This window comes from Meiothermus cerbereus DSM 11376, from assembly GCF_000620065.1.
Taxonomy (GTDB): Bacteria; Deinococcota; Deinococci; order Deinococcales; family Thermaceae; genus Meiothermus; species Meiothermus cerbereus.
The window spans coordinates 57316-76523 of the sequence record NZ_JHVI01000008.1; the positions used below are offsets into that span (position 1 = coordinate 57316).

General features: G+C 61.7%; 19 protein-coding genes and 1 tRNA gene. 11 read left to right on the forward strand and 9 right to left on the reverse strand.

Annotation, left to right across the window (positions count from 1 at the left end; translation table 11 throughout):
* The first annotated feature begins 88 nt into the window (after positions 1 to 88).
* The 7 genes from Q355_RS0103225 to Q355_RS0103255 all read left to right on the forward strand — a co-directional run bounded on the left by Q355_RS0103225 (position 89) and on the right by Q355_RS0103255 (position 8108).
* Positions 89 to 1600 (forward strand): S8 family peptidase, encoded by a 1512-nt coding sequence (locus Q355_RS0103225; protein WP_211247151.1) that lies wholly within the window; start codon positions 89 to 91, stop codon positions 1598 to 1600.
* 348 nt (positions 1601 to 1948) lie between these two features.
* Positions 1949 to 2824: a DUF4384 domain-containing protein gene (locus Q355_RS0103230; RefSeq protein ID WP_027876467.1), complete on the forward strand. Its 876-nt coding sequence runs from the start codon at positions 1949 to 1951 to the stop codon at positions 2822 to 2824.
* Between the two features lie 218 nt (positions 2825 to 3042).
* Positions 3043 to 4131: an aromatic ring-hydroxylating oxygenase subunit alpha gene (locus Q355_RS0103235; RefSeq protein WP_027876468.1), complete on the forward strand. Its 1089-nt coding sequence runs from the start codon at positions 3043 to 3045 to the stop codon at positions 4129 to 4131.
* A gap of 219 nt (positions 4132 to 4350) precedes the next feature.
* On the forward strand, positions 4351 to 4866 hold the full coding sequence (locus tag Q355_RS0103240) for a hypothetical protein (protein ID WP_027876469.1): 516 nt from the start codon (positions 4351 to 4353) through the stop codon (positions 4864 to 4866).
* A 144-nt stretch (positions 4867 to 5010) separates the two neighbouring features.
* Entirely contained in the window at positions 5011 to 6537 is a 1527-nt protein-coding gene (locus Q355_RS0103245; RefSeq protein WP_027876470.1) for a carboxylesterase/lipase family protein, read from the forward strand.
* Positions 6538 to 6560: 23 nt separating this feature from the next.
* The gene (locus tag Q355_RS0103250) at positions 6561 to 7211 is read left to right on the forward strand and encodes a DUF5639 domain-containing protein (RefSeq protein ID WP_027876471.1); all 651 of its coding nucleotides are present in this window, start codon (positions 6561 to 6563) and stop codon (positions 7209 to 7211) included.
* Positions 7212 to 7238: 27 nt separating this feature from the next.
* Complete coding sequence (locus Q355_RS0103255; protein WP_027876472.1) at positions 7239 to 8108, forward strand: alpha/beta fold hydrolase; 870 nt, start codon at positions 7239 to 7241, stop codon at positions 8106 to 8108.
* Here Q355_RS0103255 and perR read toward each other — a convergent pair.
* The 8 genes from perR to Q355_RS0103295 all read right to left on the reverse strand — a co-directional run bounded on the left by perR (position 8095) and on the right by Q355_RS0103295 (position 14787).
* The gene (gene perR, locus Q355_RS0103260) at positions 8095 to 8505 is read right to left on the reverse strand and encodes a manganese-dependent transcriptional regulator PerR (RefSeq protein WP_027876473.1); all 411 of its coding nucleotides are present in this window, start codon (positions 8503 to 8505) and stop codon (positions 8095 to 8097) included. The two genes, Q355_RS0103255 and perR, sit on opposite strands and share 14 nt — an antisense overlap.
* Positions 8506 to 8618: 113 nt before the next feature.
* Positions 8619 to 9512, reverse strand: coding sequence for a hydroxymethylbilane synthase (gene hemC, locus Q355_RS0103265; protein WP_027876474.1), 894 nt, complete (start codon positions 9510 to 9512; stop codon positions 8619 to 8621).
* Positions 9513 to 9731: 219 nt separating this feature from the next.
* Entirely contained in the window at positions 9732 to 9989 is a 258-nt protein-coding gene (locus Q355_RS0103270; protein ID WP_027876475.1) for a hypothetical protein, read from the reverse strand.
* 7 nt (positions 9990 to 9996) lie between these two features.
* Positions 9997 to 10425 carry a hypothetical protein gene (locus tag Q355_RS0103275; protein WP_027876476.1) on the reverse strand — a complete coding sequence of 143 codons (429 nt, stop codon included), beginning with the start codon at positions 10423 to 10425 and terminating at the stop codon, positions 9997 to 9999.
* Between the two features lie 45 nt (positions 10426 to 10470).
* Entirely contained in the window at positions 10471 to 12291 is a 1821-nt protein-coding gene (locus tag Q355_RS0103280) for a menaquinone biosynthesis decarboxylase (RefSeq protein WP_027876477.1), read from the reverse strand.
* A 10-nt stretch (positions 12292 to 12301) separates the two neighbouring features.
* Positions 12302 to 12826: a hypothetical protein gene (locus Q355_RS0103285; RefSeq protein WP_245597470.1), complete on the reverse strand. Its 525-nt coding sequence runs from the start codon at positions 12824 to 12826 to the stop codon at positions 12302 to 12304.
* A 39-nt stretch (positions 12827 to 12865) separates the two neighbouring features.
* Positions 12866 to 13192: a YraN family protein gene (locus tag Q355_RS0103290; RefSeq protein WP_027876479.1), complete on the reverse strand. Its 327-nt coding sequence runs from the start codon at positions 13190 to 13192 to the stop codon at positions 12866 to 12868.
* Complete coding sequence (locus tag Q355_RS0103295) at positions 13189 to 14787, reverse strand: PASTA domain-containing protein (RefSeq protein ID WP_245597471.1); 1599 nt, start codon at positions 14785 to 14787, stop codon at positions 13189 to 13191. The genes Q355_RS0103290 and Q355_RS0103295 overlap by 4 nt, the downstream gene beginning before the upstream one ends.
* Before the next feature lie 273 nt (positions 14788 to 15060).
* On the opposite strand from Q355_RS0103295, the gene Q355_RS0103300 reads away from it, so the two are divergent.
* Positions 15061 to 15852 carry a class I SAM-dependent methyltransferase gene (locus tag Q355_RS0103300; protein WP_027876481.1) on the forward strand — a complete coding sequence of 264 codons (792 nt, stop codon included), beginning with the start codon at positions 15061 to 15063 and terminating at the stop codon, positions 15850 to 15852.
* Between the two features lie 240 nt (positions 15853 to 16092).
* On the opposite strand, the gene Q355_RS0103305 is transcribed toward Q355_RS0103300, so the two are convergent.
* On the reverse strand, positions 16093 to 17055 hold the full coding sequence (locus Q355_RS0103305) for a carbohydrate kinase family protein (RefSeq protein WP_027876482.1): 963 nt from the start codon (positions 17053 to 17055) through the stop codon (positions 16093 to 16095).
* Positions 17056 to 17262: 207 nt separating this feature from the next.
* Between Q355_RS0103305 and Q355_RS0103310 the strand changes: the two genes are divergently transcribed.
* The 3 genes from Q355_RS0103310 (at position 17263) to Q355_RS0103320 (ending at position 19206) form a co-directional block, all read left to right on the forward strand.
* A tRNA-Trp gene (locus Q355_RS0103310) sits at positions 17263 to 17339 on the forward strand.
* 82 nt (positions 17340 to 17421) lie between these two features.
* Complete coding sequence (locus tag Q355_RS0103315) at positions 17422 to 18276, forward strand: tyrosine-type recombinase/integrase (RefSeq protein WP_027876483.1); 855 nt, start codon at positions 17422 to 17424, stop codon at positions 18274 to 18276.
* 249 nt (positions 18277 to 18525) lie between these two features.
* On the forward strand, positions 18526 to 19206 hold the full coding sequence (locus tag Q355_RS0103320) for a recombinase family protein (protein WP_027876484.1): 681 nt from the start codon (positions 18526 to 18528) through the stop codon (positions 19204 to 19206).
* Positions 19207 to 19208 lie beyond the last annotated feature (2 nt).

Here is a 19208-nt window from a genome sequence, read left to right on the forward strand (position 1 = left end):
AAATTCACGCTACAGCTTAGGATTTTCCACGGGCTTCAAATCCCAATCTCTTCTGGAGGCTGATATGCGCCGATTTACGCTGTTGGCAATGATCTTACTGTTTCTGGCTGCCTGCACGTCCAGTCCCCAAGCAACCGAGGAAGTGGGCGTCCCAGTTTTGGGGTTGGACAATCCTCGAGCGATTCAGGGGCAGTACATTGTGGTTTACAAGAAGGACGCAGGAGTGCTGCCCGCGCTGCAAAGCCTGAAGGCTGGCTTGAGCATGGGTGTGGTGCAGGGCCAGACGTTGCAGAGCCTGGGGCTCGAGGGGGCTCAGGTGCGCCAGGCCTATACCACTGCCTTACAGGGTGTGGCTGTTCGCCTGTCTGCCGAACAGCTCAGTCGTCTGCGACAGGATGACCGCATTGCCTATATTGAGGCTGACCAGATCATGGAGGCTTGGGCTACCCAAAGCCCGGCCACCTGGGGCCTTGACCGCATTGATCAACGTGACCTTCCGCTGTCGAACAGCTACACCTATAACTACACAGGCACCGGGGTTCGCGCCTACATCATTGACTCCGGTATCCGCCGCACCCATGTTGAGTTTAGTGGGCGTATGGACAACGGATACGACGCGGTGACACCGGGGGGTACTGCGGATGATTGCAACGGCCACGGTACCCATGTGGCGGGCACTGTAGGTGGCAGCACCTATGGCGTTGCCAAGGGTGTAATCTTGCACCCGGTACGGGTACTCGATTGCAACGGCTCGGGTTCCAATTCGGGCGTAATTGCTGGAGTGGATTGGGTTGCCCAGAACCACCGCAAGCCTGCTGTTGCCAACATGAGTCTGGGCGGTGGGGCATCCAGCGCGCTTGACACTGCGGTCAACAATGCCATTGGGGCTGGTGTAACCTTTGTTGTGGCCGCAGGCAACTCCAACGCCAACGCCTGCAACTATTCGCCTGCCCGTGTAGGCAATGCCATTACTGTGGGCTCGAGCACCTCTTCCGATGCCCGCTCCTCCTTCTCCAACTACGGCAGCTGTCTCGACCTATTCGCTCCAGGCTCTTCCATCACCTCGGCCTGGCACACCTCCGATACCGCCACCAACACCATCAACGGTACCTCGATGGCAGCACCGCACGTCGCAGGCGCGGCAGCGCTTTACCTGCAGGCCAACCCCAGCGCTACCCCCAGCGCTGTGGCCAGCGCTATTATCGGTAGTGCTACCTCGGGCCGCCTCTCGAGCGTGGGCAGTGGTTCGCCCAACCTGCTGCTCTATTCTCTGCTTGGCAGCACCCCGCCCCCCCCGTCCTCGGGGGAGACCTACACCGGTACCCTCAGCAGCACCGGCCAGTCCAGCTACCACCCTGGCACCGCTGGCTTTAGCTACGCTGGCGGCACCCTCAGGGGCACCCTTACCGGCCCCTCAAATGCAGACTTCGATCTTTATTTGCAAAGACGCAACAGCTTGGGGAGCTGGACTACGGTAGCCCGTTCGGAGAGCGCTACCTCCAACGAGAGCATCACCTACTCGGCCAGTGCAGGTACTTATCGCTGGTGGGTCTACTCCTACAGCGGTTCGGGTTCTTACACCCTGACCGTACAGAGATAGCAAAGAGATAACAAACTTACTCCCCCTCGAGCGCCGTTCTCGAGGGGGTTTTCACAACCCTGTGCTCCCTGGTCAAGATGCAGCTATGGTCTGAGTGCCTACGTCTGTCCTGGAGGGGATCGTCCCATTGGTGAACAGGTGCAGTAGCGGTCTGTCCCAAAGGGGATTGTTCTATTCTCGTTTTCGTGTAGCAGCAAAAATAGCGAAGACCGCGATACTCAAAACCCCTGCCCACTTTGACGAAACAAGATCGGTAAAGAATCGCTCAAGGTGAAAGTTAAGTTTTGCTGACGCTGGCTTCATGGCAGCGGGCTTTTTCTTTCCTACCCTGGGGCTAGGAGGAAAGCGATGAAGCGACTCGCAACATGCATCGCCGGACTGTTGAGCCTGATGGCCTATGCCACGCCAGTTCTAAGCCCCCAGGGCATTATCGTCAACCCAATACCCACCGACCTCGAGGTGCAGACCTGGGTAGACCGCGACCCTTCGGGGTTGGGTAACTCGACCTACTTCTTTGGCGACAAAATCCAGATTTACACCCGCGTCAACCAGAGCGCTTATGTCTACTTGTTCAACATCAACGCCGATGGCCAGATTGATCTGATCCTGCCCAACGCCTTCAACCCCAACAACTATCTGCGGGCAGGGGAGACCCGGGTATTCCCCGAGAACGGGGCTCGCTACGAGTTCACCATCAGCGGGCCGGCGGGGGTAGATCAGGTGTTGGCGGTGGCCAGCCGGACTCCGCTCTCGCTCGCGCAGATTGCCGACATTCGCAGCGGGCAGATGCGGGTGCAGGGGGCCAGCAACCTGGCCAGGGCGCTCTCGATTGTGGTCACCCCACTGCCTGAGCGCGACTGGGTGAGCGATGTGGTGCGCTACAACGTGCAGCCCCGCCTGTCCAGCAACCCCCAGCCACCGGTGGTAACGCCCAGGCCGCCCATCTTCTTCATCACCCCCATGCCAGGCTACTGGGTGGTATGGGAGGATCGTGAAGACACCGAGTACCGCGTGGCCTACCGGGGGGGCGATGTGGAGCAGATTTTCAGCTACTACCACCGCGACCTTATGTCCAAGGGCTGGGTCAGGGTGAACTTTAAGTCCAAAGGGGGTAAGAAGAACCAGGCCTATGAAGCCGAGTACCGCCGGGGAGGGGACAGGCTCGAGGTGAGCGTGGCCCCTCGAGGGGGCGAGCTGGTGGTCAAGCTGGAATGGGGTAGATAGCACACCCATCCTGTTGAGGCTCCCCGCTGGAGGCGCGGGGGGCTTTATAATTGGGGCAAATGCACTCCTGGCCTGACACACACACCAAGCTCCTGCGTTTTGCCAGGGCCATTGTTGCCGCAGGCAAATAGCAGCATTTTTGTTTTCGTACAGTCGAACCCTGGCTGTACGGGTTTTGTTTTTTTTGGTCCTCACCCCCTGATGCCAAAGGAGTAAACATGAACAACCTCGAGGTTCACCCCGACATTGCCCAGGCCTCAACCCTTCCAGCCCGTTTTTATCAGGATCCCCAGGTGTATGAAGCGGTAAAGGAGAAGGTTTTTGCCCAGAGCTGGCAGTGGGTGGGCGACACCGACGACCTCAAAGCCCCCGGCACGGTTAAGCCTTTTATCCTGCTGGAGGGCTGCCTGGACGAGCCATTGGTGCTTACCCGCGACCACGACGACCAGCTTCACCTTCTGTCCAACGTCTGCACCCACCGGGGCATGCTGGTGGCCGAGACCGGGGGCAGCGCCCGCTACCTGCGCTGCCGCTACCACGGGCGGCGATTTGCGCTGGATGGCTGCTTCCAGGCCATGCCGGAGTTCGAAGAGGTACAGGGCTTTCCCAGCCCCAGGGACGACCTGCCCAAAGTGGCTTTCGAGACCTGGGGCAAGGGCAAGTTTCTTTTAGCCAGCTTGAACCCCAGGGTTTCGCTGCAGGAGGTGCTGCGGCCTGTCCAGGAGCGGGTGGGCTGGATGCCCTTCGAGCAGTTTTACTTCGAGCCCTCCCGCGCCCGCGACTACCTGGTGCGGGCCAACTGGGCGCTTTACTGCGACAACTACCTCGAGGGCTTTCACATCCCCTATATCCACGCCTCACTCAACACTGCCATCGACTACGGCAGTTATACCACCGAGGTGTATGACTGGTGCAACCTGCAGCTCGGCGTAGCTGCGCCGGGTGAGCCATGTTTCGACCTGCCCAAGGACTCTCCCGACTTTGGCCAGCGCATCGCGGCCTACTACTACTGGGTCTTCCCCAACCTGATGCTAAACTTCTACCCCTGGGGCCTCTCGGTCAATGTGGTGCGTCCGCTGGGACCCGAGCTCACCAAGGTCTCGTTTTTGCCCTATGTCTGGGATGCCAGCAAGCTGGATGCCGGTGCGGGCGCAGCCCTCGACCGGGTGGAGCGCGAAGACGAAGTGGTCGTCGAGGCTGTGCAGAAGGGGGTCAGGTCCCGCTTTTACGACCGGGGGCGCTTCAGCGTCAGGCGGGAGCAGGGGGTGCACCATTTCCACCGACTACTGGCGCAGGCCTTGAAGTAGGTGAGGGGTTTGCGGAAAGAACCCCTCATTCTTGCCTGGAGGCGGTTGTCACAATTTTTTCGAAAAAACCAAACTGAAGACCCGGAGGCTATTTTTTATGAACCCCTGTGCCCAAAGATGCCTGTCTTGCTTCTTGATGCCGGATCAGGGCATTGTCCAGCATGGGTCGTTATGCGGTGTCGGGCTGCCCTGTTATGATGGGGCAGACTTGGAGGAGCTATGAAGCGAGTGTTTGCCTTGTTGGTCCTGGTGGTGGGTTTCGCCTTTGCTCAAGCCCCGGCCTACCCCGAGAACACCGTGGGGGTGGGTTTTGGGATTGGACGCGGGTTGATGCTGCAGGGCAGCCTGGGTCTGCCCTTTAGCCCGCTGGGGATAGATACCGGGCTGGACATAGAGGTTATCGTACCCACCAGTTTTGACAATGTAGAGGTCTGGGCGCTCTTGAAAGCCAATCTGCTGCCTGCCCTTACCGTGGGCGACCTCTCGCTGTCGGCGGGTCTGGGCCTGGATTTGAGCTACAACACTGCGGGCAGCATATTTGGCCTGCACCTGGGGCCGGTGGCCAGCCTCGAGATTCCCGGTGGGGCCATATCGGGCTATCTGGGCCTGGGCGTTGAAGGGGGCTTCAACCTGGCTTATGGCCTGGGGGGCCGGCTCTACCTCGACCCGGTGGCCCTCGAGGTCGGCATTTCCGACCGCTACAATTTCAAGGTTGCGTTGCTGTACCTCTGGTAGCGTGTGTAGCTCAGAAGGCTGAGGTAAGCCTTCTGGCACTTAGAGGCTGCCAAGCCTGCTCTTGAACCCGAGCTTCCCGGCAAGCCCCCTGCTTTGGGCTCTAGCACACAGGCAAAAATCCTTTAGCTGCGCCACACTACACCTATGCGCTGGATGCTGGTTCTGGCGGTTCTGCTGGGAATTGCTCACGGGCATGCGGTTTTTGTGCTCACCCCCCAGGGACGCTTGCAGGGAGGCCTCAACCAAAAAGCCCAGGTGGCCTATTTTCTGGGCATTCCATATGCCCAGGCCGGGCGCTGGAAAGCGCCACATCCGGTGTTGCGCCTGCAGGGCGTATTCAAGGCCACGCAGCCAGGGTACGCCTGTCCCCAGCGCGGCGTCTTTACCACCCGGCTGGGTGGCTATATTCCTCCGCAGAGCGAAGACTGCCTGAACCTGGGGGTTTGGATGCCGCTGGCCCCGCCCCCACCGGAGGGCTACCCGGTAATGGTCTGGGTTCACGGGGGCAGCTACACCGGGGGGAGCTGGGCCGAGCCGCTCTACGATGGCACCGCGCTGGCCTCCCAGGGCGTGGTGGTGGTGGGCTTCAACTACCGCCTGGGCTCGCTGGGCTGGCTGGCCTTGCCCGGGCTGCAAAGGGAAGACCCCCGCGGTTCCACAGGCAACTACGGGCTTTTGGATATGCTCGAGGCCCTGCGCTGGGTAGCGCGAAACATTGCTGCCTTTGGTGGTAACCCGGACAACGTAACCCTCTTTGGACACTCGGCGGGGGGGATGGCGGTTTGTACCCTGCTGGCTGTTCCTGAGGCCCGGGAACTCTTCCACAAGGCCATCATCCAGTCGGGAGGTTGCGAATATGTGCGAACCCTGCAACAGGGCTTTGCCTGGGGTGAGCGTTGGGCCACCCAGATGGGCTGCCCTGCGGGGGATCTGGCCTGCTTACGCCAGATTCCCCTCGAGCGGCTCTTTCCTCCCGAAGACCGCAGTATCGGGGCGCTGCTGCAGCGGGTCGAAGCTGGGGAGTTCGCCGAGGAGCCCTGGAAACCTCACCTGGATGGGGTTTGGCTCCACAAAACACCCTTGCAGGCCCTGCGGGAAGGTGTAGCAGCGGGGATTCCCCTCATCGTGGGCGCCGCCACCCAGGAGACCTGGGGCGATCGCCTGTCAGGCCCTTCCGACTGGGCGGGCTTTGCCAGGCTGGTCGAGACCAGACTGCCCGGGCGGGGGGTGCGGGCCCGCCAGCTTTACCAGGCCCGCTATGCTTCCCCTGCCGAAGCCTGGGCCTACTTTCAGACCGACCGTACTCTGCTGTGTCCCACGCTGGCTGCTGGGGCGGCCCAGGCCGAACACGCCCCCACCTACAGCTACCTGGTGGGCTGGGTATCGCCGGTGCTGGAAGTGCTGGGCAGTTTTCATGGAATCGAGCTGCCCCTCCTGTTTGGCACCGAGCTAAGCTGGCCCTCGCTGGTGCTGTTCCTGAGTGCAGAGGCCATGGACACCTCCCGGCCCCTGGCCCGGGCGCTCCAGTCGCAGTGGATCAACTTTGCCCGCACCGGCGAGCCATTTTTGCAGGGCTGGCCCGAAACCAGAAGCGGCTATGCGATGGGTTTTGAGGCCCGGCCCGGCCTGATACCCGACCCCTACCGGGAGCGCTGCGGGTTGTTTCGCTAAACCGGACTGAATAGCATAGAAGGGTGCCGGTTCTCAAGGTTTCCGCTGCCGACCAGTACCTCATAGCTACCGGCGATACGTCGTTGCTCGAGGTTTGGGAGGCCCTTCCCGATGGGCTTTTTCCGCCATTTCCTCCGGTCGAACTACCAGGGGGCCTGGATGGCCTGCTCAAGCGGGGGGGCTTCGCCCAGACCTTTTTTGTGGGGAGCGAGGTGCTGGGGCTTACCTTTCGCTCGCCCAAAGGCCACACCATCCGGGCCGGGGGCCTCACGGTGAAAAACGTGCAGGGCTACGACCTGGTGCGCCCCTTTGTGGGCAGCTTTGGGGCTATGGGCGATGTGCAGGAGGCCACCCTTCGCTTGCGCCCAGGGCGGGCCTGGCTTTTTTTGCGACGCAGAGGTGAGCTGGCCCAGGCCCCTTTCAAGCCGCGCTTTTTGTGGCAGGAGCTGGCCCATACCTATGCCTTTCATTTTGGACACCCGCTCGAGGTCAGGCGCTTTGCGGAAACCTTTGGCGGCGAGGAAGTCCAAGAGCCGCCCGACTACACCGGGTTTTTCCCGAACGGCATGGGGGTAGGGCCGGGCAACCTGATCGACATGCGCTTTAGCTGGGCCGATGGAGGCAACAGGCCCCAGATGCCGGAGGCCTACCGGCGCCTGGCGGATGCGCTTTGAGCGGTACAGTGGAGCGATAACCCACCGATGAAACCCAGATTTACTGTTCCCGACCATTTGAAGCCCTACCAGCGCAGGCTGACCGCGAACGGGGTCAGCCTCCACCTCTACGACTCGGGCGCCGCCCCGGCCCAGGATCCTACCTTTTTGCTCATACATGGTTTGGGCGACGACGCCGATAGCTGGCGCAAGGTGTTTCCCATCCTGATGGGGCGGGGGCGGGTGGTGGCGCTCGACCTGCCGGGGTTTGGCCGCTCGGATCACCCCCGGCGGGCTTATACCCTCAACTTTTTTGCCGATACTGTTGCGGCCCTGCTGGAAGGCCTGAGGGTTTCGCAGGCCACCCTGGTCGGAAACTCCATCGGCGCTGCGGTGGCCCTGCGGCTGACACAACGGCGTGCCGACCTGGTGGAGCGGCTGGTGCTGGTGGATGGCCCACCGCTGCGGAGCAAGCTTAGCAGGGTACAGCTTATGCTTTTGCTTCCGGGCCAGGGCGAAAAGCTGTACAACGGCTTCCGTAGCTCGCAGGAGGCCGCCTTTGAGAGCCTGCGGCCTTATTACCATAACCTTGACGACCTGCCCCCGGAAGACCGGCAGTTTTTGCGGGAGCGGGTCTGGGACAGGGTTTGGAGTGACGACCAGCGGCGGGCCTACTTTTCTACCTTTCGCTGGATGGCCCTCGAGGGTTTACTGGGTCAGCCCAGCCCGACCCGCCTTAGCCAGATAAAGATCCCCACGCTGCTGGTATGGGGTGAGCAGGATGCCGTAATTTCCCTCGAGGCGGCCAGGGTTCTACAGCGCTTTATACCTGGCGCGAAGCTGCATGTGATTCCTGGCTGCGGGCATCTGCCACAGCAGGAAAAACCTTTAGAGCTGGCCCGGCTTATTTTGCAGTAGCAGCTTCCTGCTTGGCCTGACATGATGGGCAGATGCCGTGGTATTCCACCTGAACGTCTTCAAACGCAAAGGTGGGGTACCTGGCCTGAACCTCGCTGAGCAGATCGGGCAGCGGATGCATGATGTCGAAGAACTGGTTGCATTTGCGACAGACCATGTGCAGGTGCCCGTCGAGGTTGGCCTCGTAGCGCAGGGCCTCCCCAGGGCGGGAGAGGGGTACCAGGTAGCCTTCTTCGGTGAGCGTGTCCAGGGTACGGTAGACGGTGCCCAGGCTAATGCTGGGTACTTTCTTGCGTACTTCTGCGTACACCCAAGCAGCATCGGGGTGGTGATTTTTGGCGCTGCGAACCACCTCGAGCACAGCCTTACGCTGCTTGGTTAGGCGCTTCATTCCCATGGTTATCCTTCAAACATAGCCTGTCGGAACAAACAACTAATCCCGACCGGTTACCTCGAGTTTACCGCAAAAGCGCAGCCCGAAAGTGTGTTGGTGGGCAAAACACCCTAAGACTAGCGGGTCGGTACCGCGCCCAGCAGCTCCCGCCCGCCTTCGGCCAGCAAATCCTGGGCCAGATCGTGGCCCAGCTCGGCGGCTTCTTCGGCGTCGCCTTCGATCTCGGCCCGGATGAGCTCGCGGCCATCGGGCCTGGCCACCACGCCCTGCAAGAGCAAGGTGTCGTCGCTTTCCAGGGTGGCCAGCGCGGCAGCGGCGCATTCATCACCTGCCCCCAAGGCCCGCAAGAAGGCCCGCTCGGCTGTAACCCGCACAAAGGAGGCCCGGTGGTTGAGGCTGTAGGCCAGTTCCTCGGCCCAGTCGTCGCCCTGACGCACCTCGAGGCCCAGGGCACCCTGGCCGGGCGCGGGCAGCACGATCTCAGGGTCTATTAGCTGGTCGATGCGGTTTCTCAAGTCCAGCCGCATCAGGCTGGCCGCACCGATAATGACCGCATCGTACTCGCCTGTTCCAAGCGCACTCAGGCGGTCGTCTACGTCGCCCTCGAGGTCGCGCAGGTTCAGGTCAGGGCGGTAGGCCAGTAGCTGGGCTTTACGGCGCAGGCTATTGACCCCTACCACGGCCCCTTTGCCCAGATCCTCCAGCCGCTTGGCCGTGCGTCCTACCAGGGCCTCACGGGGTTCAACGCGTTTTGGAACTGCAACCAGATTGATTCCAGGCACCCCCTGGGTGGGTAGGTGCTTGAGCGAATACACGGCAATATCTACTTCCCGTGTGGTCAGCGCCTGCCGCAAAGCTTCTGCCGCGCTGCTTTCAGAGGTGTTTTTGGACTGCACGGTGCGTATTTTGAACTCGGTTTCGGGCCAGTTTTCCTTCAGGCGCTCCACCACCCAGCGGGTCTGGGCTTGCGCCAGCAAGCTGGCCCTGGCCCCAATTACAATGACGCGCATAACGCCCAATATATTAGCCGGAAATCGCCCAATGTGAAACGCAGGTTAACGCACTCCTCGCAGACGTGGCCTACCATCGGCTGTGCAGAACACAGCAATTCAAGTTGTGGGCGGCTCATATGAACCCCGCCTAAATCGTTCCATGAGGGACAGGCTGGAGCACCATCGTTTTTCAGGCTGCTGCCCGCGCTTCAGGCGGGGGCTCCAGAAAAGAACAAATCAATGGCCAGCCTGTTTGCGGTAGGGAAGAGGGATGAGATCGGGCTCGAGTTCAAAGTCTTCGTTTACCTGCCTGGCTTTTCCCTGGCGCACCAGCAGGTGCAGGGTCTGGCTCACGTACTGCTGCACCCGCCGCAACGGCAGGGTATCGGGGGTGAGTTCGGGCCGGTGGAGCCTTAAGAAAGCCCGGTGAAACGCGGGTAGCTCCGGTAGGGGTATCCGGGCCTCGAGCTCTGACCACCGCAGACGCTGGTTCATCGGGGCCTTATTTTGCCTTACCAAAGACAAAGACCAGCTCGTCGCCCTTGCGCACCACGAACAGGATAGCCGCCCTGCCCGCGCTGTCGGTGAGGTCGTAGCGGGTGCGCACCTCGCCTGCAACCTGGGTTTCCTGCTGATTCCCCACAAAGTAACCCGAGGCCGCGAAGCCGGTCAGAATCTGCTGGACAAAACCGGCTTGCAGCCGTGCGGCCAGGCCTTTGGCGGCGTAGACTTCCAGATTGAACCGGCTGGCATCAGGGATCCGGGCCACAATGGATTCGCTACCGCGCCCGGCCCTGAACGAACCCGATGGAAAGCGGACGCTAGCGTCCAGGCTGGAGACAATAGCGGCTACGGTGGTTACCTCGACGAGGGCCTGGGCCAGGGCTGGCGCACCCCACAAAACCAGCAGGCTAAGGAAGAGGGTCTTCATACGACGAAATTAGCGGTTGGCGGGCGGGTTGGCGGGTTATTTGAGTCAGGACTGGGGTACAGGTGTGCCTTTAGGGGGCAGGAAGGGTAGTCCCAGACGACCCCAGCGTTCGTTTACTCGACGCACAATTTCGGGCGACATCACAATTTTGGGCGGCCAGCGGCGGCTAAAGCCTTCCTCGGCCAGCTTGCGGGTGCCGTCCAGCACCAGCACCGGGCCTTCCACGCCCGGCAGCACCCAGGCGTCGCGTTCGGGGTCGATGTTGTTGAGCACCGCCCACATGACCTCGTCGAACTCGAGGGCGGTGTCGCTATCGGTCAGGAGCAGCAAGCGGATACCGGTACTCTGGGGGGCTGCCAGGAGCGCCTGGGCCACCTCCCGTGCTTGGTGGGGACGGGTTTTCTCCAAAGTGGCCATCCAGATGCCGGGCAGTTGCTTCTGCTGTACCCCCGGAATGACCGGCAGGCTGGGGTGGGCCCTGAGGGTAAAGGGCAGGGGGCCGCCTTCTTCGTCTAGCTTGGTGGTGCCATCGATGATCAGCTTCCCGCCGTAGCCCATGGCGCGGGAGGAGTGATCGAGCACATCGATGGGGCCGCGCGAGACCAGGGTGTCGCGCCCCGGCACGGCCCTGAGTAAAGCGGCCTGCAGGGCCTGGGGGCCTTTGAGCGGGGCCCCGGCGTCCAGCACCACGATCACCTTGGCGAACATCATCTGGCCCAGACCAAACAGGCCGTTGGCCACCTTGTAACCCTGGCCGGGATAGCGCTTCTCGATGCTCACGTTGACCCAGTTGTGGGCTACCCCGGCGGGCGGCATGTGGTAGTCGCAGATCTCAGGCAGGATAAGCTGGGCTGCGGGTAGAAAAAGCCGTTCGGAGGCCTCGATCAGGTAGGCGTCCTCCATTGGGGGCCGGCCCACGATGGTGGCGGGGTAGATGGCGTTTTTACGGTGGGTAATGGCGGTAAGGTGGAAGCGGGGGTAGAGGTCTTCTAAGGTATAGAAGCCGGTATGGTCGCCAAAGGGCCCCTCCACCACCAGGTCTTCGGCGGGGTCTATGTAGCCTTCCAGGATGAACTCGGCCTCGGCAGGAACCGGCAGATCCACGGTTATACCGCGGGCCAGCTCGACCGGCTGCCCCCGCAGAAAGCCGGCCAGGTTGAACTCGTTCACGCCCGGGATGGGGGGTACGGGGGCGGTGGCGGCGTAGGTCAGAATGGGGTCGCCGCCCAGGGCCACCGCCACCTCCAGCCGCTTCCCCAGCTTTTTGGCCTTGTCGTAGTGTCGCCGCCCGACCTTGTGCAGTTGCCAGTGCATGGCGGTGGACTGCTTATCCAGTACCTGTATCCGGTACATGCCAAGGTTGAGCTCCCCGTTTTCTGGGTCTTTAGATATCACCAGCGGCAGCGTGATGTAGGGGCCACCGTCCAGGGGCCAGCACTTGAGGATGGGTAGCCGGGAGAGGTCTACCTGGTCGCCTCGCCAGACCACCTCCTGTACCGGCCCGCCGCGCACTTTTTTGGGGAAGAAGCCCTTAAGCTCCCGAAGCTTGGGCAGCATAGCGAAAGCCGCCTTGAGGCCGCCCTTACCGGGGTTGAGGTTCATCAGGTTGGCCACCCTTGCAGCTAGGTCGTCCAGGCTTTTTACACCCATAGCCCGCGCGGTGCGCTCGGCAGTGCCAAACCCCCCGATGAAGACCGGGAAGTCGCGGCCCTCCACGTTTTCGAAGAGCAAGGCCGGGCCGCCCGACTTGACCATGCGGTCGGCTATTTCGGTGATTTCTAGCTCGCAGGAGACCGGCTCTTTGATACGAATGAGCTCCTGGCGGCGCTCGAGGTCGGCGATGAAGGCCTGAAGGTTCTTATACATCTGCTTTAGATTACGTCCTGAAGCGGCCGCTGACTGTAGGTTCGCCCAGGGGTCGGGCCTGGCCCTTTAGGTTTTTGGGCCTGGGTTTGATGGGGACGGCCACCGCACGCAGCTCGGCCTCGAAGACGAAGGGCTGTTCGTAGAAGAGCAGGCCCTGGGCGGTGCGCACGTAGGGCGCCAGCGCCTCGCCGTAGCCCAGGCGTGAGGCCAGCTCGAGGCCGCTGTACCGCAGGGTAAGGGTCTGGCCGGGGCCAAGGGGGCCGGGGTGGGCCAGCACCAGGGCCTTGCGATCGCGCAGGCGCAGAAACCCCACCTCGAGCAGGTGCAGGGGGCGGGTGTCCTGGCACTGCAAGAAGAGCTCGAGGGTGGTGCGGGCCACCAGCGGGAGGGGCCGAACCAGCAGGGGGCGTTGCAGGCGGGTGGGGTGCAGGTACAGCCAGAAGCGATGGATCCGAATGGCCTGTTGGGGCAGCGGCTTGGGCAGCGCCAGGCCCCGGCGCAGCGCCCGCAGCTTTCCGATGAGCCAGCCCAGCATAGATAAAAGCCAGTATAGCCCGAGCCCAAAAGCGATGTCTTAATCCAGGCGAAGGTGCTCGAGGCGAAACTGCTGGGGCGTACCATATACCAAGACCGCCTCGAGCCGCACCGGCAGATCATCCCGCCCCAGCAAATAGAGAACCGACTGGTAGATGCGCCGGTACTTGGTGGGCGTGAGGGCCTCGAGGGGTGTGCCGAAGGTGGCTCCCCGCCGTTGCTTGACCTCAACGGCCACATAAACCGGCCCATCCCGCATCCAGAGGTCTATTTCGCCAAAGGGCGTGCGCTTATTCTGCCCTAGCAGAACATACCCTTTGGCCTGCAGGTACGTGCAGGCCCGTGCTTCAGCCCAAGCACCCTTCACAGCGGGGTTTCCAGTACCTGCTCTCCGTTGACCACTACCCGCAGCACCGCACTGCCGCGCACCACAATCTCCTGGCTAAAGCTCCAGGGTTGCTGTACCGGCCCTTCAAACACGGTATTGACCAAAACCTCGTCCTGTACGGTGATGACTACCACGGCACTCGGTATATTTTCCGGCAGGGTATAGCTCACGTTGACCCTGCGTTCTTGCGGCCCTGTGGGTGCAGGGGAGGGGGTGGGCGGGTTGGCATTGGGGTTGGTGGGTTCGGGGATGGGGGTGGGTTCAGGTGGCCGCGGCGGTTCCAGCCGGGGCGGTGCGAAGGGGGAGGCCTTGGGGACGGAGGCCATGGGCTGGGCCGCCACCAGGACGCGCACGACTGTTTCGCGGGGCAAGACCACGCCCGGGCCGGGTTCCTGGCCGATCACCAGCCCATCGGGTGCGCCCGAGGCTACCTGCACAGTCTGGGCCTGGAGTTCGGCTACGGTCAGGATGTAGCGGGCTTCCTCTTCGGTGAGGCCGGTGAGGTCGGGCACCAGGGTCTCGCGCGCTGGGGGCCGGGCTCCGCTAGAGACCAGCAGGCGCACCCCCTGGCCAGGGGGGAGGGGCTGGCCTTCGCGGGGAATGCTGGACAGAACGGTGTCGGCGGTATCGCCCGAGGCGATGCGGGTGATGCCAGCAAGGCGATAGCCCGCAGCCTCGAGGGCCTGGCGGGCATCCTCGAGCGAGCGACCGCTCACGGTGGGCACGCTGCCAAAACGGGGTTTGTTGACGACCAGCTCGAGCCGACGCCCGGGTTTGACGCGGGTGCCGGGGTCGGGGGTCTGTTCCAGAATCTGATCCTTGGGCAACGAGACATCGCTGCCCTCGACAAACTCCACCTTGAGGCCATAGGCCCGCACCGCCTCGAGGGCCTGCCGGGGGGTCTTGCCCACCAGGTCAGGCAGGACGTACTCCGGCGGGTTCAGATAGCTGTTCGCGGCCTGCCAGAGGGCCATGCTTCCTAACGCCAGCATGAGCAGGCCTGGAAGCCAGCCGGGCCAGTTTGCACGGTGGACGGGCTTTGGAAGGCGGGATCTGGTTTCGCCGATGCGGGGGGGTGGGCTGGGTTTGCGGGGCATCTCGACCTTGGCTGGGGGTGGTTCAGTGGGAAGGGTGGGAAGACTGGGGCTCAGGTCGGTGCGGCTTGATCCTTTGGGAGATGAGCTGACCTGGGGGCGCAACTTCCCAACCAGGGGCCGCCCACCGACTTCGCTGACCTCGAGGTCGCTTTCCTGGTAGCCAAAAGGCTCGAGTACTTCCAGCAGAGGCTTGAGCCGCCGGGCCTTGAGCGCTGCTTTGGCCTGTTCGGGCCAGAACACATAGTAGCGCCCAGGGTTGGCCGAGACCAGCACCCCCGGGGGCAAAAAACCCTGGGCCTCGAGCCGGCGAATGGCGTTTTTGTAGCGGTGAAAGGCGGTGCGGGCCTCAGGCGTATGCACTTCGAACCAGTACAACTGCCCCTTGATTCCCTCCGGTGTTTGCACCCAGTACGGGCGCAAAAAACCCTGAGCGGGCTCTTCGCTCAGAATAGTGAACTTATCGTCCAGTAGCGACACCACAAGCGATTATACAGACCACCTCGAGGGCTTTATGAGCGGCTGACTTTTTGTGTGCTGCGCGAGGGGAGATCGCCCGCTTTTTTGCTGCGGACAGAGGCGCGGCCAGGGGATGCGATGCCAGAGCGGCTTTTGTTGTGCTGTACGCATCAAGCATAAAATAGCTTGCAAAAATGCTTTTCTATACGCCCAGGCTCAGGCGTCACACTCGTGCTGGGCGCTTGGCGGTATCATTTGCAATTTAACACGCCATTGTTATCATAAAAACCGAACATGACTTCTCATTTTAGTCGGGTAGCTTTTACCTACGACCGGACGCGGTATCATCCGCCGGAGGTTTCCGGGCGTATCGCGACCGCCATCACCGCACCCGTCGAGAAGCTGTTCCGCGACCCCTTGTTTTTGGAAATCGGTGCTGGAACAGGGCGAATTTCGGTGCCGATTATCGCTCGAGGGTATCGCTACATTGCCCTGGACGACAACCCGGCTATGCTCGAGGTTCTGCGGCAAAAAGTGGCCGGGGTGGCCCGCAAGGCCCGCCTGGTCGAGGCCGATGCCCGCGAGCTGCCCTTTGAACGCGATAGCCTGCATGCCGTAATTGCCGTACACTTCTGGCACCTGCTGGACAACTGGCAGCAGGCGCTGCAAGAAAGCCTGCGGGTACTGCGCCCAGGCGGTTTTTTATTTGAGGGCTGGGATCAGTCCAACGATGAAAGCGAGGACTGGCGCATCCAGCAAAAGTGGAAGGAAATTCTGGCTGGTATGGGCTATCAGCTGGCGCGGGGCCGCCACCAGGCCCGCCTGGCCGAGGTGGAAAAAGAGCTGATCCGGCGCGGCCTCGAGCCTAAATCCCGGACGATAGCCGACTGGGTCGAGCTACGCAGTCCTCGGACGAGTCTCGAAATGCTTATGGAGCGCATATATTCTTTTACCTGGGAGGTTCCAGAGGAGGTTTTCAGACCCTCGGTGGCCGAGCTGGCCCAGTGGGTGGCCGCGACCTACCCCGACCCGGACGTGGAATACCCGATCCACTGGAAGTTTGTGTTGCGCACCAGCCGGGTTTAACCTGCCGCAAACACATGGTGTTTGTATCAAGTGTGCTGCGCTATTGGCGTTTTTGCCCCTACTGGAAGCACTGGTTGTATCCACCTGTAGATCCAGAAGGTTTTGCATCCGGGAAGCAACTCTGTGCTGAACACAGCAATTCAAGTTGTGGGTGGTTCGGAAATTACGAAGAGCGCTATAGCTGCTGCGTCCCGAACAGCGGTAGAAACTTTTTCCCAGTTGGGATTGTACCGTTCGCACCTAAGGCTGCTCTAACCTGGTAAAGCCAAACTGCTCGATGCGCCGCTTAATCTCTGCGTCCATGGGTGGGCGGGCCCCAAACCGCCCAATCACCCAACCCGCTACCTGCACGGCTAATTGACCGGCTGCCTGGGCGTCTTTGGAGCGTAGGTAATGCCCCAGGAAGGCCCCTCCAAACGAATCGCCTGCACCAGTAGCATCTACTGGCTGGTCGCGGGTGGCCTGAAGTTCGATCAGGCTGCCCCGGTCGAGAATTAGGGCGCCATCGGCAGCCAGTTTGAGCAAAATCATGGCTTCGGGATAGAGCTTTTGCAGGATCTCGAGAATCTCCCTGGGGTTCTGAGCCCCGGTAAGGGCCTGGCCTTCATCGAGGTTGGGAAACACAAAGTCCAGGGAAAGCCCTCGAGTCATGCGGCGAAACTCCTCCCGTCCGATTTCCCGAATCATCTGAAACGAGGCCGGGTCGAAGGAGATGGTGATGCCGGCATCGCGTGCTACCTGCACGGCCTTGAGCGCGGCCTGACGAGGGGGGTCGGTAAAGAGCGACCAGGCCGTCACGTGCAGATGCCCGGCCTGCTGAATGACTTCTACCGGCACTTCCTCGGGGTGCAATTCAAAGTCGGCGCCTTGTGAGGTGAGCATCGAGCGTTGCCCTGCGGCGTCTATAAGTACCAGAATTACCCCGGTGGGGGTGCTGCTGTTCCAGATGATGTGGGGCATTACACCCTCTGCAGCCAGCTCCTGCACGGCAAACTCGCCGAAGCGGTCGCGCCCTACTTCCCCGATAAATCCAGCCGGATACCCCACCCGGGATGCCCAAACTGCCACATTGGCCGCGCTTCCACCGCCCATCAACAAAACCCTTCCAGTGGTATCGCCGCCGGGCAGCAGCAGGGTATTGGGTTTGGCCAGCACATCCCAGGTGAGGTCGCCAAGAGCAATGAGAGGTTTGAGGTTCGCCATTGGGCCGATTGTACCCTGCTAAACCCTATGCCTTGTGTTGTCACGGGGCTTTTTGCTGCCGCGCTAATGGAATGCTGGGGATCGCGCATCGGGTTTTTTGTTGCCAGCAGCACACACAGGCCAAAAGCCAGGGCGGTTCCCGGTAGGTTGTCGGTTCTGTGTCCCTATGCTAAAATCCGATGCGCCAGCGATGAGCTGGAACAATGGGGGCCGTTAGCTCAGCCCGGTAGAGCACTCGTCTCCAAAACGAGGTGTCGGAGGTTCGAATCCTTCACGGCCCGCCAGAACGTCCAGGACACAAGAGTTTGAAAAATAAAGTTTATCGGCCTGCTGCCCTAGTCTAGACGTCAAACCCTGGAGGGCAGCATGACCATTTCTGAGGCTATCGAATACTTCCTCTCGGACCACCGTAGGCTCGGTTCGCGCCCGGCCACCATCCAGTGGCACCGCACCATCCTTAACCTCCTGCTGAAGGACCACCTCGAGGCCCCGGTTACCGCCTTGAACAAGCCCCTCATGGTCAAGGTGCTGGACCGGGAGGTTTCTACCAACACCAAGGCCAACTACGAGAAGTCCTTGAGGGCTTTCACCCGGGCACTATACCGCGATGGGCTCATTGCCAGGTTCCCCTTCGAAGGCATGAAGCGCCCTCGGGAGGAGTACAAGCCCAAGAAGACCTTGACCCAAGAGGAGATAAACCGGCTCTTCGCTGTGGCCTCGTCTGACCCACGCTACCGGCTTCGTAACCGGGCCATGCTGTTCGTCCTGCTCCAGGCTGGCCTGCGGGCTTCAGAAGTAGCCCGGATGCAGGTTGAGGATGTGGACTGGGAGAACGCCGCCATCATCGTGCGGGGCAAGACCGGGGATGCCTTCGTGCCGATGAGCCGTGACGTGTACCAGGCCATGAGGGCTTACCTGACCAAGGAGCGGAGGGGCCAGAGCCGCTACTTCTTCGTCACCGGCAAGCAGGGGGTCACCGGACGCTCGGTGAGCCGCTGGGTCCAGCGACTTGCGGAGCGGGCCAAACTCACCAGACCTATCGGCCCCCACCTGTTGCGCCATACCTTCGCCACGAGCTACCTGAAGGCCGGGGGTGACGCTTTCCGGTTACAGCGGCTGATGCGCCACAAAACAGCCTCTATGACCCAGCGGTACTTGAATCTGGTGCTGGACGACATCGCAGTAGACCTCAACCGCAAGGTCTCTCGACCGGAGCCGTGACAGGGTGCTGAAACCACGGTGTGAGACCTCATTTTGCTAAGACGGTCCTAGGTGCCCTCCGGGGCACCATTGCCTTTAATGCAGCGAGACCCCATAACGCCGAGAGAGCAGGTGGGGGAATGAAAACAGTCCCCCTGCTGTGTCCTAGCATGTACGCCCGACAGGCCACACGCTGGGTCAGTCTACCGAGGTTTGAGGCTTTGGGGGACCATGAATGTACACGCACGGACCCGCGTGTACGAGGAAGCCATGAAGACTGTCGCCTACATCCGAGTTAGCACCGCCGAACAAGCCGACCAGGGGGTATCCCTCGAGGCCCAAGCTGCTCGACTAAGCGCTTATTGCATCGCCCAAGGCTGGCCCCAGCCCGAAATCGTGGAGGATGCCGGGGTAAGCGCTAAGAGCTTGGACCGTCCAGGTCTGGGGCGAATCCTCGAGGCCATCCGACGTAAGCAGGTAGGCCGCTTGCTGGTGCTCAAGCTGGACCGGCTCACCCGCTCGGTGGCCGACCTCTCGCCCTTGCTCAAGGCCCTGGACCGGGGTAACTGCCAGCTAGTGTCCTTGGGCGAGTCCCTGGATACCTCCACGGCAGCCGGAAGACTGATGCTCAACCTGCTGGTCTCGGTTAGCCAGTGGGAACGGGAGGCCATCGCAGAGCGCACCCGCATAGCCTTGAGGCACAAGCGCAGTACTAAAGCGGTTTACAACCATGACCCGCTGGGCTTCAGGCGGGTCGGGGAGACCCTGCAACGGGTGGAGGAGGAATTCGCCACGGCGGTGCGGGTGCTCGAGCTTTATCGGCAAGGCCACGGGCTCAACGCCATCGCCCGGAGGTTGAACGCTGAGGCCATCCCCACCAAGACCGGAGGACAGTGGTACGCTAGCACGGTCAAGCGGATTGTCGAGCGGCCTGAGCTCTATGGGCTCTAGAC

Excerpts from the sequence above, each read along its gene's own strand:
- Q355_RS0103225 (WP_211247151.1), top strand. The coding sequence starts at position 89 with ATGATCTTACTGTTTCTGGCTGCCTGCACGTCCAGTCCCCAAGCAACC.
- Q355_RS0103230 (WP_027876467.1), top strand. The coding sequence starts at position 1,949 with ATGAAGCGACTCGCAACATGCATCGCCGGACTGTTGAGCCTGATGGCC.
- Q355_RS0103235 (WP_027876468.1), top strand. The coding sequence starts at position 3,043 with ATGAACAACCTCGAGGTTCACCCCGACATTGCCCAGGCCTCAACCCTT.
- Q355_RS0103240 (WP_027876469.1), top strand. The coding sequence starts at position 4,351 with ATGAAGCGAGTGTTTGCCTTGTTGGTCCTGGTGGTGGGTTTCGCCTTT.
- Q355_RS0103245 (WP_027876470.1), top strand. The coding sequence starts at position 5,011 with ATGCGCTGGATGCTGGTTCTGGCGGTTCTGCTGGGAATTGCTCACGGG.
- Q355_RS0103255 (WP_027876472.1), top strand. The coding sequence starts at position 7,239 with ATGAAACCCAGATTTACTGTTCCCGACCATTTGAAGCCCTACCAGCGC.
- perR (WP_027876473.1), bottom strand. The coding sequence starts at position 8,505 with ATGGGAATGAAGCGCCTAACCAAGCAGCGTAAGGCTGTGCTCGAGGTG.
- hemC (WP_027876474.1), bottom strand. The coding sequence starts at position 9,512 with ATGCGCGTCATTGTAATTGGGGCCAGGGCCAGCTTGCTGGCGCAAGCC.
- Q355_RS0103270 (WP_027876475.1), bottom strand. The coding sequence starts at position 9,989 with ATGAACCAGCGTCTGCGGTGGTCAGAGCTCGAGGCCCGGATACCCCTA.
- Q355_RS0103275 (WP_027876476.1), bottom strand. The coding sequence starts at position 10,425 with ATGAAGACCCTCTTCCTTAGCCTGCTGGTTTTGTGGGGTGCGCCAGCC.
- Q355_RS0103280 (WP_027876477.1), bottom strand. The coding sequence starts at position 12,291 with ATGTATAAGAACCTTCAGGCCTTCATCGCCGACCTCGAGCGCCGCCAG.
- Q355_RS0103285 (WP_245597470.1), bottom strand. The coding sequence starts at position 12,826 with ATGCTGGGCTGGCTCATCGGAAAGCTGCGGGCGCTGCGCCGGGGCCTG.
- Q355_RS0103300 (WP_027876481.1), top strand. The coding sequence starts at position 15,061 with ATGACTTCTCATTTTAGTCGGGTAGCTTTTACCTACGACCGGACGCGG.
- Q355_RS0103305 (WP_027876482.1), bottom strand. The coding sequence starts at position 17,055 with ATGGCGAACCTCAAACCTCTCATTGCTCTTGGCGACCTCACCTGGGAT.
- Q355_RS0103315 (WP_027876483.1), top strand. The coding sequence starts at position 17,422 with ATGACCATTTCTGAGGCTATCGAATACTTCCTCTCGGACCACCGTAGG.
- Q355_RS0103320 (WP_027876484.1), top strand. The coding sequence starts at position 18,526 with ATGAAGACTGTCGCCTACATCCGAGTTAGCACCGCCGAACAAGCCGAC.